Origin of the sequence: Bacillus nitratireducens (genome assembly GCF_001884135.1) — a bacterium.
GTDB classification, from domain to species: domain Bacteria; phylum Bacillota; class Bacilli; order Bacillales; family Bacillaceae_G; genus Bacillus_A; species Bacillus_A nitratireducens.
In genome coordinates, this window is sequence record NZ_MAOC01000027.1 from 24,566 (window position 1) to 38,360 (window position 13,795).

14 protein-coding genes and 1 pseudogene are annotated in these 13,795 nt (G+C 31.2%); 10 read left to right on the forward strand and 5 right to left on the reverse strand.

The genetic code is table 11. The features are described 5' to 3' along the window. Positions 1 to 192: 192 nt before the first annotated feature. Both BAU23_RS11320 and BAU23_RS11325 read left to right on the forward strand, forming a co-directional pair. On the forward strand, positions 193 to 2,574 hold the full coding sequence (locus BAU23_RS11320) for an RNaseH domain-containing protein (protein ID WP_071734474.1): 2,382 nt from the start codon (positions 193 to 195) through the stop codon (positions 2,572 to 2,574). 218 nt (positions 2,575 to 2,792) lie between these two features. After that, a complete protein-coding gene (locus BAU23_RS11325; protein WP_000732169.1) occupies positions 2,793 to 3,560 on the forward strand; it encodes a DUF3959 family protein in 768 nt (255 codons plus the stop codon). Positions 3,561 to 4,096: 536 nt separating this feature from the next. On the opposite strand, the gene BAU23_RS11330 is transcribed toward BAU23_RS11325, so the two are convergent. The 3 genes from BAU23_RS11330 to BAU23_RS11340 form a co-directional block, all read right to left on the reverse strand. After that, complete coding sequence (locus BAU23_RS11330; RefSeq protein ID WP_000369808.1) at positions 4,097 to 4,288, reverse strand: hypothetical protein; 192 nt, start codon at positions 4,286 to 4,288, stop codon at positions 4,097 to 4,099. A 162-nt stretch (positions 4,289 to 4,450) separates the two neighbouring features. After that, the gene (locus tag BAU23_RS11335) at positions 4,451 to 4,906 is read right to left on the reverse strand and encodes a MarR family winged helix-turn-helix transcriptional regulator (protein WP_000052127.1); all 456 of its coding nucleotides are present in this window, start codon (positions 4,904 to 4,906) and stop codon (positions 4,451 to 4,453) included. Positions 4,907 to 5,143: 237 nt separating this feature from the next. Then, the gene (locus BAU23_RS11340; RefSeq protein WP_000416582.1) at positions 5,144 to 5,356 is read right to left on the reverse strand and encodes a hypothetical protein; all 213 of its coding nucleotides are present in this window, start codon (positions 5,354 to 5,356) and stop codon (positions 5,144 to 5,146) included. Between the two features lie 284 nt (positions 5,357 to 5,640). Between BAU23_RS11340 and BAU23_RS11345 the strand changes: the two genes are divergently transcribed. The 6 genes from BAU23_RS11345 (at position 5,641) to BAU23_RS11375 (ending at position 10,993) form a co-directional block, all read left to right on the forward strand. Further along, positions 5,641 to 6,645 carry a DUF1835 domain-containing protein gene (locus BAU23_RS11345; RefSeq protein WP_071734475.1) on the forward strand — a complete coding sequence of 335 codons (1,005 nt, stop codon included), beginning with the start codon at positions 5,641 to 5,643 and terminating at the stop codon, positions 6,643 to 6,645. A 148-nt stretch (positions 6,646 to 6,793) separates the two neighbouring features. Then, positions 6,794 to 7,198 (forward strand): hypothetical protein, encoded by a 405-nt coding sequence (locus BAU23_RS11350; protein WP_000282707.1) that lies wholly within the window; start codon positions 6,794 to 6,796, stop codon positions 7,196 to 7,198. 160 nt (positions 7,199 to 7,358) lie between these two features. Further along, the gene (locus tag BAU23_RS11355) at positions 7,359 to 8,594 is read left to right on the forward strand and encodes a cytochrome P450 family protein (protein WP_071734476.1); all 1,236 of its coding nucleotides are present in this window, start codon (positions 7,359 to 7,361) and stop codon (positions 8,592 to 8,594) included. A 267-nt stretch (positions 8,595 to 8,861) separates the two neighbouring features. Next, positions 8,862 to 10,145, forward strand: coding sequence for an MFS transporter (locus BAU23_RS11365; RefSeq protein WP_071734477.1), 1,284 nt, complete (start codon positions 8,862 to 8,864; stop codon positions 10,143 to 10,145). Beyond that, complete coding sequence (locus BAU23_RS11370) at positions 10,135 to 10,767, forward strand: Vat family streptogramin A O-acetyltransferase (protein WP_016129578.1); 633 nt, start codon at positions 10,135 to 10,137, stop codon at positions 10,765 to 10,767. The genes BAU23_RS11365 and BAU23_RS11370 overlap by 11 nt, the downstream gene beginning before the upstream one ends. 70 nt (positions 10,768 to 10,837) lie before the next feature. Next, on the forward strand, positions 10,838 to 10,993 hold the full coding sequence (locus tag BAU23_RS11375) for a DUF1540 domain-containing protein (protein WP_000046092.1): 156 nt from the start codon (positions 10,838 to 10,840) through the stop codon (positions 10,991 to 10,993). A gap of 102 nt (positions 10,994 to 11,095) precedes the next feature. Here BAU23_RS11375 and BAU23_RS11380 read toward each other — a convergent pair whose 3' ends face one another. Then, entirely contained in the window at positions 11,096 to 11,500 is a 405-nt protein-coding gene (locus tag BAU23_RS11380) for a PadR family transcriptional regulator (protein ID WP_050427109.1), read from the reverse strand. Positions 11,501 to 11,718: 218 nt separating this feature from the next. Beyond that, the gene (locus BAU23_RS11385) at positions 11,719 to 12,240 is read right to left on the reverse strand and encodes a DinB family protein (protein WP_000568385.1); all 522 of its coding nucleotides are present in this window, start codon (positions 12,238 to 12,240) and stop codon (positions 11,719 to 11,721) included. Positions 12,241 to 12,488: 248 nt separating this feature from the next. On the opposite strand from BAU23_RS11385, the gene BAU23_RS11390 reads away from it, so the two are divergent. Together BAU23_RS11390 and BAU23_RS11395 are read left to right on the forward strand one after the other, a co-directional pair. Next, complete coding sequence (locus BAU23_RS11390) at positions 12,489 to 12,791, forward strand: hypothetical protein (RefSeq protein WP_071734478.1); 303 nt, start codon at positions 12,489 to 12,491, stop codon at positions 12,789 to 12,791. A 93-nt stretch (positions 12,792 to 12,884) separates the two neighbouring features. Next, positions 12,885 to 13,751, forward strand: a pseudogene (locus BAU23_RS11395) (cytochrome P450); the annotation flags it as partial. Positions 13,752 to 13,795 lie beyond the last annotated feature (44 nt).

Consider the following 13,795-nt stretch of genomic DNA (forward strand, 5'->3'; position numbering starts at 1 on the left):
AGGGGGTAGTTATATGTTAATGGTAACTTTTTATTAATTTAGTTTTTTGTAATTTATTATTATAATAATTTAATTTAATTATTCCCCGAAATATGCTTCGTTTAAATTTGAATTGTTTATGCTTAAAAATATTGGTGAATTTACTAGTATTATTCATGATCAATATTAATTAAGAGAGGAAGTATTACTAATATGGAAAAATTACAGTTATTAACATTTAAAAATATAGTAGACCCCCTCTATAATGAGAAAGTATCGTATATTTACTTTCCTATTGAATGGCTTGAGATTGTAGAGATACATTATAGAACATTTTTATTAACGAGTAAGTTAAAACTTGTAAATGAAAGATTGTATGATATGTTTTCTGATATATTATTCATTCAGCATAATCCATATATACTAAAGGAAGATACACCTTGGATTGTAGCAAAAGAACCAATGAGCCAAGAGCAGTTAGACTATATTTTCCAAAGTTGGTATGAGGTTATTCATGATTGGAAACCGAATAAATTAATAGATCCACCACATTTAGAATGGCAGTATGATTTAATTAGTAATTTACCAGTATTACATGATAAAAAAACGTTTTCTAAATGGGTACCAGCTCTAATTACACATATCTTTTGCGAACAGCCTTTACTTATGAAAAATAAGAATGATGAAGAAGTATATTTTTCACCACTGCGATCCCAACATGTTTCTGAGGCGATGTCTGAGCCAATTAAAGATGACGAAACACAGGATTATTTCGCTTATGTATATCGGTTTGAATACATAACTCGTGGAGGTGAGAATATTCCACTATTAAAAGTATCAGTAGGGATTAGACGGTTTTATCAGCAATATAACCATAAAGATATTTCTATACTTTTAGGACGAAAGCGAAGCCAAATACTGATTTCAACTCCTGAATTTGAATCAAATAAGAAAAAGCAAAGATTTGTAAAGTTAAAAGTGCAACAAGCTGAAAAAGGAATAAAGTGGATTAAGCGTTTCAGAAATTTAAAAGATGAGTATAGGATAGGGGGAGAAGTTAAATTAGAACACATTCTCCAATGTCCGAAAGAGTATATTAGAGGAACAAATAAAAGAGTGCTTCTTCCATATAACGAAAACATATATAAAGTTCAAGGAACAAAAATAAAGCTTGGTATAAAAGTAAGAGAAAAAAAGAAGCTTTTAAATGAATTCCAACTAACCTTCCCATATTTTACATTAATTCCTGAATGTGAAAATGTATTAACTAATAATGAGAATGAGTTATTACCTTTACTTACCCCAAAGGGATTAGACTCAATTACGTTAGAAGTATGGTCAGATGATATAGTAATAGAGATAGAACAAGCGTTATTAGATAGCAAAATAGTTTTAGCTCAAAATGGAGATTCCTCCTATGTATTAAATGCAGACAATCCGGTGTTGTTAAAAATAGTAAGATATAACATTGAAAAAGTATTACAAAATCCATATAGAATGCAATATAGCCATAAAAATAAAAAGAAACTTGTAGACGATGTTGTAAAAGCGGTACATGCTACAGCAGGAGAGCAAAATGAAATGAAACTAGCATTAATTGCATTAAAAACTTTTAATGGCCGTGAAAAAATTAATCCAAAGCAAATTATTAGGGAAGGATTCGTTCGAACACAACGTATTTCAGCTTTTATTAATTTATTTATTGGACAAAGTGTATCTAAAAAAGAAATTATTACCGCTATTCTTAGTTTGTTAGAGCAAAATGGGTTCTTAAAGCGTAGTTGGAATAAGATAAAATTACCAGGTATAATTGTAAATTTATCAGTTGAAAAAATGTCTAAATTTGATTTCTTACCTATTTTTTCAAAAATAAATGGGAGAGAAATAGTATATAAATTATATGGTCAAGAAGAATGGGATACAATTGATCATACTTTATTAAATATAGGTAATAATAAAGTGTTTTTACCACAACCATCAAAAAGGAATGATATAGGGGCCCACTTTAAACAATTTATATCAGAAACATTAGTTGAAATTTTACAAGATGCACATAAACAAAACAAAGAAGTTTATTTTGTTGTAGATGCAAATATGAGAAAACATTGGATAAAAGAATTGCAGAATGAAAGCGTTAATATAGAGGTTTTACCTGAAATAATCTCAAATTTTAAAGAGGATATAAAAATAATTAGAATTAATACTAACTCAGATGTACCGAACTATATTGTTAGAGATCAAAAATATGTTATGGATGAAACGAGTTTATTTGTAGATCAACTGGGAATTTACTATAGCACGGCTGCTTACGAATTAAATTGTAATGCGATAGCACAGCAGTGTATACTCGAAATTATCCCGTTTGGTGTAAAATTTGAAGAGAGGGAAGAACTCGCCAAAATGATACATTACATGTGCTGTAAATCAACCTTGCTCTCAGAACAAAATATTCATAATACGTACATAATGCATATGGTTAAATTAATAAAAAATTATACTACCGATATTGATTCAAGGGAGTTTAAAGAATTCGATGATGAATTAGATGAAGATGTAATAATTATGGAAAAAGAAGATGGATTGATATTAATATAAATGATAGTATACAAATCCTGTTAGTAATAATAAAACAGGATTTGTCATTTTTTATTGTAAATATAGATATGATTTGTCATGTATATTTTCGTTTTCATATTTACTTTATTTACTTTCAGGATTAAGATGTTTTTTAGAAATATCACAAAGGTTTTTCAAATAGTATGAACTTTATATTTTGCGAAACTGAAAAAAGAATTTGAAAGGAATGGGGAATTGTGAAGAAATTAGATGTGCTATTAATGATACTGAGCGGCCTCTTTCCGGTTGCAGGTGTTATGAAGCAAGTCCCTCTAGAACAATCTTTATTTATTGGAGGATTATTATTTTTCACTAGTTTTGGAAGTTACTTTGCTAAAAAGATGTACTCACGAATATGTAGCTGGATAGCGTATGCGCCATTTATTACATTACTGTTAGTTATTTGGAATCAGGATATTTCAACAAATTCAATAATAGCGAACGCGAAAATCGCCGCTTGTATTGCGTTAATTCCATGTATATTGCGTTTTCGTACATACGGGCTTACTTTGGGCTTATTCTCATTATGGGCCGCTTTACTATGGGATATAAAAGAAGTACAGTCATTAATTATACTTGAGCGTATGATGAGTTTAATGACAGGCCATTACTTATATATTCTCCTTTTAGTTGGAGGACTTATATTAGGTGGATTACTTGCGATGTTATTGCACCGTAAAGAGAAAGGTGCTAATAAAGAAAATACTAATTTATTTAAACAGAAAAAGAAACGCAACAAGCCAACATTTAAAATTCGTATTCCTAGATTACCAAAGTTTAAGTTAAAATTATTAAAGTTTGGTGGGAAATCTTCTAAACGAAAAACACCAGAAACAATTTATGAGCGTAATTATGATGAACCGGCTCAATCAAATCAAATGATAGAGCAAGAACCGCAATATAAAGTAGAAGCTATCCAAGGACAAACAAGGATGGAACGTCGAAGAAATAGGCATAATGCATAGTAAAATTAGTTAACCCCTTAATGATTTATCGTAGAATTGATAAATCATTAAGGGGTTTTATATATTCCTCTGTGTGCTTTTTTATCTCTCACATGTTTATAAGCAATTATCCAGTGAAATATATGTAACTACTAGTAGTTACATATATCATCGAGTAAAAAGATAGACGTTGTTATTACAGTCATTCAGCTAATGAATAAAGCGTGCCCAACTGGTGAAGAGTTACACCAGTTGGATAGATACCTTGATATATAACCGAAAAAAGAGGTGGACAAGAAAAAAATACCGATTTGGGAAGATAAAGAAGAAGTGGACAAGTGAAGGGAAACGGAATGAGAGAAATTAAATAGGATGAAGAAAATGCTTGAAACCGTTGACGTGAAAGTTATGTCGGATGATGAGTTTCTAAAGAAATATAAGGGCACATTTAAAAAGGAAAGACACCAATTCAAAAACTACTGTAAAGATTGCAAGCAGAAACATAACGATTTGTTATAGGAATTTCATTTTGTTCAGATAGATTTTTGTTTGGAGTTTTAAGACTGTTGCATTTTCTTTATTTTTTTTGTTCCCAAAACACAACTAATAATTGCAAGTAATGCACTTGAAGAGATGAAATTTACGGTCCAATAAATTCCTGTTCCAGTAATTAAGTCGATAATTACAAATTTTTTAATTGCCGAACTTTTTATTGTATGAAAAACGAATTGATTGTTATTGTTATCCAATGTTGTCACGTCCCTTATCTTTTTTTAAAACATATGACAAGGTATGCTTGTTCTAGTCATTTAATCTCAAGAGAACCATAAAAAGAACAGCTAGCAAAAGCTAGCTGTTTCATAAATGAAAAACAAAAAATTAGATTGGTTTTGAAAAATGATTGAGACGAATTATTTAAAATGTTGTAGAGAATTTAGTAAGTCATTATGGATACGTAATAAGGTTTGGATATCTTCTTCAGATAGTTGTTCTAGTGCTAGTCCCATTGCTTTATAAGAAGTCGAGTTTTCAATGGATTTCTTAGATATTTCTTGTCCTTGTGTTGTTACTTTTAATTGTATTTCTCTACGATCTTCATGTGATTGTTTTCGCTCAATTAATCCTAAATTAACTAACTCATCTACATTTACACTCATTGTGCTTTTAGGAACTGAAAGGCGTTCTGAGATATCTTTAAGAGTAGTATTAGGAGTTGCATAAATTGAATTTAAGATGCCCATTTGTTGAACTGTTAATCCTAACGTAGAAGCGTTTTGATGAGTAAATTTTATAATTTCTTTGTTTATTTTTACAAATGAATGGACAATTTCACTGGCTTGTTTGATACCTTGTTTATGTAGACTCAAAGTAATAACTTCCTTTCATTTTAAAATAATCCAACTCGATATTGTTCATTGTTGAACTATTTTATTTTGAATCAAATTGTAGGGAAAGTCAATAAACGCTATTGATAAAAAACCTAATAAAAAATTCATTTTGTAGAAATAAAAAAAGGTGATGAACATCGCATCACCTTTTGATAAAACAAAGCACTTTCAAAAATAAAGTATTCAAAATTAAAACAGAAGTTATCATAAATTCCTTTAATCTTTGACTTGAAACTTATCTTTAATATTAATAAATAATAAAAATAATATTATGGCAGATATTAAATTAGACAAGTAGAAATCTTGGTGGAACAGTAGTTCAAAGATAAAATCGAAAGTGTATAATAAAGAAACAGCAGGTAATATGCAAATGAATATAAATCTCCAATTTTTTAAATAATATTTGTAATAAGTATGTACTTTCTCCATAGATCTTGCTCCTTTAATTTTACCTTCTATATAAATATACATTCAAATAAACGGATTTACAAAGCCTTTTAAAAATAAATAAAAAATACTGTGAAAGTGGTGTGTAATAGAAAAAGTGTACTGAAATGTTAACATCTAGACGAAATAATCATAAATTAACGCTAATATATCACTGTACTAATATGAAGTTATAATTAGATTTATCTATAAAAACCTTTAAAACACCATTACTAAAATGATACACTATAATCTACGTTATTTTAGTAATGAATAGAGGGATTTACATGATAGATAAAATCAAAAATGCTGTAGAGGACATGTACGAAGATGAAGCAAAACATTTACTGCAAAGCATTCTTATACAATTAGATTTATTAGAAGAAAACTATAGTGAAGATAAGATTAAACACTTGATAAGTATACCTAAGCAACTAACGAGTAATACATCTTATAAAAAGAATGTAAAAGAAAGTACACATATTCATATCACTTTCGATGAATCAACAGGCGGATGTTTAAAACATATGTTAAGTCAAGAAGAACTATTTGAAGAGAGTGTTGTATCATTCTCGGAATTCTTTTCAATTGGACCGATAAACAAGTTACATATGAATGAGGGACAACTTGCAAGACAGCAATGGTTATTAAACAATCTAACTACTTATGATGGTTATTTTGAAGAGGAATATCTACTGAATTTTATAGAAACTTTAGAAGAGCTACATTCTATTCCAAATGAAACACCAATTACCATCTGGAAGGCGAATAACGCACATGAACATGTAGGCCTTTGTTTTGTAATGGCTCAATTAAAAGATAAGAAAAATATTCGTATAATTAATACCTCTGAAGCGAGTAGAGAAATATTAAAACAAGAATATGATATACGTGGAACTGGTGAATTGCCGCCCGAAAGTTTAGCTACTTTCTTAAAAAATTCTGCAGAGTTATCGTATTTAACTAAAGAGACTAGAGAAAAGTTTAAACATGAGTGGGATAGTTTATCGAATAGCACAGAGTTATTAAGAATTTGGAAAGACAATGAAGTACATTCAGTGGAAGAAGACTATTTTGATCCATTTATGATTGAATGCGCAAAAAGAATAGGTGCTGATAAAGACTTCCTTAAAGCTCCGAGAGTAATTGGGGAAGTGCTTGGTCATGTCGAACAACTTGTAGGGGATACTTTTTTAGAATACCGCTTGAAAGCATTAATTAATCAAGATGTATTTGAATTTGAAGGTTCACTAGAAGAAATGCGTTTTTATAGTGTGAAGTTGAGAAAATAATAAATACATTCCGTTTATGAAAAAGCTTGTAGTTTTAAAACTACAAGCTTTTTTTTAGTTGAATTTGGGCTATACATAAGCTTCCGATAGGTGTCATATCACATATGAATGTTAAAGGTAATGAATGAAAAGAAGGTGATTTATTAATATGTATAACCAACAAAATTATCCATATGATCAAACGGTGTATTATAATCCACAACAATACGGATATGAACCTGATATCGAAGTTAGAGAAGTTGAACTAGAAGATTACCGACCAGATGATGCAGAAGATGCTCCAACGTCACCACCACCGTCACAAGCTCCGTCGCTACCGTCTACATTTGCTTCTCCTGCACAAGCAGGTAATATGAAATCATGGATGTGTAACTGCCTAGGAAGATGGGGATATTTACGTTTGCATCGTCCTGGTCCATTCGGAAGAGACTTATGGTTTTTTCCGACGGAAGTAAGAAGAAATGGGGTATCAGGTTACACTTGGCAAGGTGGTCGCCGTCGTAAAGTAAGTTATCGATATCAACAAATTAGTAATTTTATGTGCTTTGCATAAAGAAAAGTGAGAGAGTAGAATGATTTTACTCTCTCACTTTTTTATTTTTCAATACACGAAGTAAGATTTTAATTAAAAATTTACAATTTTCATGTTTTTATTGGAGTATAATGCAAATGTTGGGTTGGTTTTCAAAATCAAATGAGAGTGAGGGAATACAATGTCAATGAAAAACAAAGTGGGGCTAAGAATAGAGGACGGCATTAATTTAGCTTCTGCTCAATTTAAAGAAGATGCATATGAAATTTATAAAGAATCGCGAAAAATGCAGCCTATATTATTTGTAAATGAAGTTGAAATTGGTAAAGAATGGCTCATTACAAGATATGAAGATGCTCTGCCACTTTTAAAAGATAATCGCTTAAAAAAAGATCAGGCAAATGTGTTTCCTCAAGATACAAAGAACATGTATCTTTCCGTTAACAATAGTGATCATTTAACAACGCACATGTTAAATTCGGACCCACCTAACCACAGTCGTTTACGATCTTTAGTTCAAAAAGCTTTTACACCAAAGATGATTTCACAATTAGACGGAAGAATTCAGAGAGTAGCGGATGATTTAATAAGTGAGATAGAGCGAAAAGGTACATTAAATCTTGTGGATGATTATTCATTCCCACTACCGATTATTGTAATAAGTGAGATGCTTGGAATTCCAAAAGAGGATCAAGCGAAATTTAGAATTTGGTCGCATGCTGTCATTGCATCGCCAGAAACACCTGAAGAAATAAAAGAAACCGAAAAACAACTATCTGAGTTTATTACATATCTTCAATATATAGTTGATGTAAAACGAAAAAATCCAAAAGAAGATTTGGTTAGTGCGTTAATACTTGCAGAAAATGAAGGGCATAAACTTAGTGCCCGAGAGCTATATTCAATGATCATGTTATTAATTGTAGCAGGACATGAGACAACAGTGAATTTAATTACGAATACGGTATTAGCACTTCTTGAAAATCCAAATCAATTACAGTTATTAAAAGATAATCCAAAATTAATTGATTCTGCAATTGAAGAAGGATTGCGTTATTATTCTCCAGTTGAGGTTACAACTGCAAGATGGGCGGCTGAACCTTTTCAAATTCACGACCAAACAATCCAAAAAGGTGACATGGTTATTATTTCATTAGCTTCAGCAAATCGTGATGAAACAGTATTTGAAAAGCCAGAAGTATTCGATATTACACGAGAGAATAACCGTCACATTGCATTTGGTCATGGAAGTCATTTCTGCCTTGGGGCTCCGCTTGCTAGGTTAGAAGCAAAGATAGCTATTACTACGCTGTTAAAACGCATGCCTGAACTACAAATAAAAGGGAATCGTGAAGAAATTAAATGGCAAGGTAATTATTTAATGCGTTCTTTAGAGGAATTACCGTTAACCTTCTAGAATATTTGTTTTGAGACATGCATACATCAAAAATGTTCTACATAGAGTATGTATGTGTTATTTAAATTCGAAACGGAAGGGTGAAAACATCCCAATGATCAACTAATTCTATTTGTAAGAGATCTTCGTTAAAAAACGAAATATTCTTCTGAATAGGATTAGTCTGTACATTTATAGAAAAGGGATGTATTTCGCTCTGCGAATATATAGTCTTTTTATATGATTTGTGCTGCCTCCTGTTCAGAACATGAAATAGGAGGCTTTTTTATGTCGACAAATGTAGTAACGAAACAAAACAATGGGGTATCACAAGTATTAAAAAACCGGTTTGTACAAGGAATTCTTGCATCAGCATTATTTTTACAAATTGGAATATGGGTTCGAAACTTTGCGGTATTACTGTATGTAATGGAAATGACAAAAGGTGATGCTTTTGCTATTTCAATGATTTCGGTTGCTGAATTTGCTCCCATTTTTATTTTCTCATTCATTGGTGGAACTTTTGCTGATAGGTGGAAGCCAAAGAAGACCATGATATGGTGTGAGACGTTAAGTTCTATTTCCGTATTCGCTGTATTAATTACTCTTATGTTTGGAACGTGGAAAATCGTGTTTTTTGTCACGCTTATTTCTGCAATCCTTTCGCAGTTTTCTCAACCATCTGGTATGAAGTTGTTTAAACAGCATTTATCAACGGAACAAATTCAATTAGCGATGTCTATATATCAAACAATATTTGCAATTTTTATGGTGTTAGGACCGATTCTTGGAACATTTATTTTTCATAGTTTTGGAATTTATATTTCAATCATCATAACAGGTATCGCTTTTTTACTTGCAGCAGCTGTGTTGTTATTACTTCCGAAAGATCTTGAGAATGAAAATGAGAAGAAAGAAATCACTCTATTACAGGAAATGCTAGACGGTATTAAATACGTAAAAAAGAAAAAAGCATTAACTTTGCTAGGGCTTTGTTTTATGGCAGCAGGACTTGGTATTGGGTTAATTCAGCCACTAGGTATATTTATTGTAACTGAGCAGTTAGGGCTATCAAAAGAGAGTTTACAATGGTTACTAACAGTAAATGGTGCAGGAATGATTGTTGGCGGAGCTTTAGCGATGGTATTTGCGAAAAATATTGCACCGCAAAAGATGTTAATTGTAGGGATGCTCGGCCAGGCGATTGGCATTGGTATTATAGGTTATTCGGAAAATTTATGGGTAACACTTACAGCACAACTTTTTAGTGGGTTAGCTCTTCCGTGTATCCAAATAGGTATTAATATGCTCATTATTCAAAATAGCGATACTGATTTTATTGGTCGTGTAAATGGCATTTTAAGTCCACTATTCACCGGTTCAATGGTAGTAACAATGAGTGTAGCTGGTTCATTAAAAGAAGTGTTCTCATTAGGTACGATGTATGAAGGCACAGCTTTACTATTTATAATTGGATTATTATTTATTTTACCTATATACAATTTAAAGCCAGTAGTAGCGGTAGAAAGTGAAATGAATAGTAAAGGAAGTGCTGTACAACATGAATCCTAATCCAAATGTTAAATACCCCATTGAGGGAAATCAAAACGTCCATTTTATAAAAAATACAATAACGAAATCTAATATACTTGTTGGTGACTATTCTTATTATGATGCGAAAGATGGAGAAACATTTGAAGATCGAGTATTACATCATTATGAATTTCTTGGAGATCGACTTACCATTGGAAAGTTTTGTTGTATTGCAAATGGAGTTACCTTTATTATGAACGGAGCGAATCATCGAATGGATGGATTTTCGGCATATCCATTTAATATATTTGGAAATGGGTGGGAGAAGTATACACCTAATTTGTCTGATTTACCTTACAAAGGTGATACAGTTATAGGAAATGACGTTTGGATTGGTATGGATACAACGATTATGCCCGGAATAAAAATAGGGGATGGTGCAATCATTGCAGCTAAATCTGTTGTGACTAGAGATATCGCACCATATACAATTGTGGGCGGAAACCCTGCAAATAAAATAAAGGAACGATTCACAAATACAATAATAGAAGAATTATTGCAAATTCAATGGTGGCATTTTGATATTGAAAAAATAACCGAGAATATAGATGCTATTGTACAAGGAGATATTGAACCATTAAGAAAGTTAAAAAGGGAATAAAAAATGCATGACAAAGAGTATCATACCTCCGAATTTTGTTAATGATAATAGAACAAGGAGGTGTGATACTATGGCACAAGACGTTTTATGTGAAGTAAACAACTGTAAATTTTGGGCTAACGGCAATAAATGTAGTGCAGATGCAATTTATGTAGTAAGTAATAAAGGGAAACATGCATCTACAACTGAAGAAACAGATTGCAAAACTTTCGATCCAGAAATATAAAATTTTGAAGGGTAGCCAAATCGTGGTTGCCCTTTTATTAATTATAGTATTGATAATAAATCTCATTTTCATTCATTGTTTTTAACTTTTCTTTTTATTTTTTCATATTTTCTTCATAAGTGATGTAATCCAGAGCAATTCATGTTCAATACGTGATTTACTAAATTCAATGACTTCTGTAATAAAAGATGAGCTAACATGTAAAGATTGAATAGCAGTAAGCTGTTTATGTAGTACGTCTTGGCGTATTGTTAAAATTTCTTTTCTAGCTTCGTAATCAAGTTTCTCAAATAGCGCGATACGCACAAGGAATTCAGCGTTATTTGTCGCAATCTTTTCGGAAAACTCTCTTAACATTTCATAAAAAATTCCTTCTCCTGTTTCAGTTATGTCGTACATATTTCGGTTTGGCTTTCCGACTTGTTTATGTATTTTTTTCGTTATAGCACCCATATTTTCGAAGCGCCGAAGAGCGGGATACAGTGTATTATGGGGTTCAGCCGAGATACGTGTAAAAACGGGTCATAAGCTGTGATATATTTCCATTATTGGTTTTTTAGTTAAAAATATCTACCTCATGATTAACAAAAAGCTGATTACCTATGCGCTATAAATGAACTGCCCCCAATTGTTAAACAAAACCTAGCAATTGGGGGCAGTTCATAGTTATCATTTGACTCTTCTAGTGACTTTCTCAAGTAAAGCACCCTTTGGTTGAATAAGATTTATTTATTCATTCCCATCAATCGCTTAATTGTTCTTATTTGTCCACGATGATTAATTTCGTCTTCCATAACGTGAAACCACAAGTAGTAATTATTATAAGGCACACCATTATCCCACTTGTTTTCCTCGAATAACCAGCTATCTTGTTTTGATTTCAGATATGTTAGTGTATTTTCTCTAACTTGTGATAATTCATTCAAATAATAATCTAAAGATTGCTTTTTTATTCCTTCCCTTGCTTTGTCTCCAAGTTCTAAAGAAATTCGCCACTTTAGATATTCACTTTCAGTTAAATCTCTTTTTTCAAACGAGATAACTTGATGAACAAACTCCATCGCTGCAATATGTGATAAGAGAGAACCAATAGTGTTTGAACTACCGTTTGGTAAGAAATCTAAATCACTTTGGTTTAAATTGGAGATTTCGCTCAATGTAACATCTCTTGTATGTTCAAGCATTGTTACAAGCTCTCCAATCTTATTTGAATAGTTTTCTCTTGAAATTATTCTATAATCTATCATATATATCCCTCCAATTCATGCTAAGCATAAGTTTACCAATAAAACAAAATCTGGAAATTCATGTAAAATAATGATATAATTTAATTGAATATAAAGAAAAAGGAAACCTGTTTTTATCAGTGTTACCTTATCCAAGACTAAATTTTACCCATACATCATTTTTTTGATGTAGCTCTTGAAGATAAAAACTATTTAATTTTCAAGGAACAGTTATTAACTTAAAACTTATTATACGAGGAGGGTGTATCATGAAAAAAATATGCTTTGTATTAATTGTCGACGCTGGTATAAATTATGGTTCAATATTTTCTCTACCATTTTTAAGGAATCAGGATGATTTGAAGAAGTATTTTTCTAAGTATTATGATGTTTCAATTAATTATATTAGGGATAAAAACTCAGTTGACTATTTGGTAGTTCCCAAACCGTGTCCACCTTTTGATAATGAAAATAATCTTCCAATAATTGAAGTACCAGCAATCTTATTTATGGAAAAGAATTTTGAAAAAATAAAGACTTATATAGACAATTATTTTTCTAATAACTCATAAAGAAAATAAAAGTACAGTAAAAAGAAGTCCGATAAAAAACGAGTGGCGTAGAATATTTCTATTAATCATTCGTTTTTTATTATATTTACATATCAGTCTATCGCAAATGAACTTGTACAACATATCGGGAAATATAGTGAGGTTAATATCGTTGAAGAGTTTGCTGCACCTTTACCTGTTACCGTCATATCCGATTTATTAGGAGTGCCAACAACTGACCGTAAAAAAATTAAAGCATGGTCTGATATTTTATTTATGCCGTATAGTAAAGATAAATTTAACGATTTGGATGTGGAAAAAGGAATTGCGTTAAATGAATTTAAAACATACCTTCTTCCAATTGTTCAAGAGAAAAGATATCATTTAACCGACGATATTATTTCAGATTTAATACTAGCTGAATATGAAGGCGAAAGATTAACCGATGAAGAAATTGTAACTTTTTCTTTAGGGTTATTAGCGGCAGGTAATGAAACTACTACAAATTTAATTATTAATAGCTTTTATTGCTTTTTAGTGGATTCCCCTGGAATATATGAAGAGTTAAGAAAAGAACCTACATTAATTTCAAAAGCGATTGAGGAAGTTTTACGCTATCGCTTTCCCGTTACATTAGCTAGGAGGATTACAGAGGACACAAATATATTTGGACTTTTTATGAAAAAGGATCAAATGATTGTTGCATGGGTAAGTGCAGCAAATTTAGATACGAAAAAGTTTTCACAAGCCGCTAAATTTAATTTACACCGAATAGGAAATGAAAAGCATTTAACCTTTGGTAAAGGTCCTCACTTTTGCTTAGGGGCACCACTTGCACGTTTAGAAGCCGAGATTGCATTAACTACCTTTATAAATGCTTTTGAAAAAATAGAGCTATCTTCATCTTTCAATTTAGAAAAATGTATATTGGAAAATGAACAAACTTTGAAATTCTTACCTATTTGCTTAAAAACTCAATAAACTGTTCAGCAAGGTACAAAATTACTGTACCTTGTTTTTTATTT

Bases quoted from the DNA above. Each gene is read 5' to 3' on its own strand.
- BAU23_RS11320 (WP_071734474.1), top strand. From the start codon at position 193: ATGGAAAAATTACAGTTATTAACATTTAAAAATATAGTAGACCCCCTC.
- BAU23_RS11340 (WP_000416582.1), bottom strand. From the start codon at position 5,356: ATGGAGAAAGTACATACTTATTACAAATATTATTTAAAAAATTGGAGA.
- BAU23_RS11345 (WP_071734475.1), top strand. From the start codon at position 5,641: ATGATAGATAAAATCAAAAATGCTGTAGAGGACATGTACGAAGATGAA.
- BAU23_RS11350 (WP_000282707.1), top strand. From the start codon at position 6,794: ATGTATAACCAACAAAATTATCCATATGATCAAACGGTGTATTATAAT.
- BAU23_RS11355 (WP_071734476.1), top strand. From the start codon at position 7,359: ATGTCAATGAAAAACAAAGTGGGGCTAAGAATAGAGGACGGCATTAAT.
- BAU23_RS11365 (WP_071734477.1), top strand. From the start codon at position 8,862: ATGTCGACAAATGTAGTAACGAAACAAAACAATGGGGTATCACAAGTA.
- BAU23_RS11370 (WP_016129578.1), top strand. From the start codon at position 10,135: ATGAATCCTAATCCAAATGTTAAATACCCCATTGAGGGAAATCAAAAC.
- BAU23_RS11375 (WP_000046092.1), top strand. From the start codon at position 10,838: ATGGCACAAGACGTTTTATGTGAAGTAAACAACTGTAAATTTTGGGCT.
- BAU23_RS11385 (WP_000568385.1), bottom strand. From the start codon at position 12,240: ATGATAGATTATAGAATAATTTCAAGAGAAAACTATTCAAATAAGATT.
- BAU23_RS11390 (WP_071734478.1), top strand. From the start codon at position 12,489: ATGAAAAAAATATGCTTTGTATTAATTGTCGACGCTGGTATAAATTAT.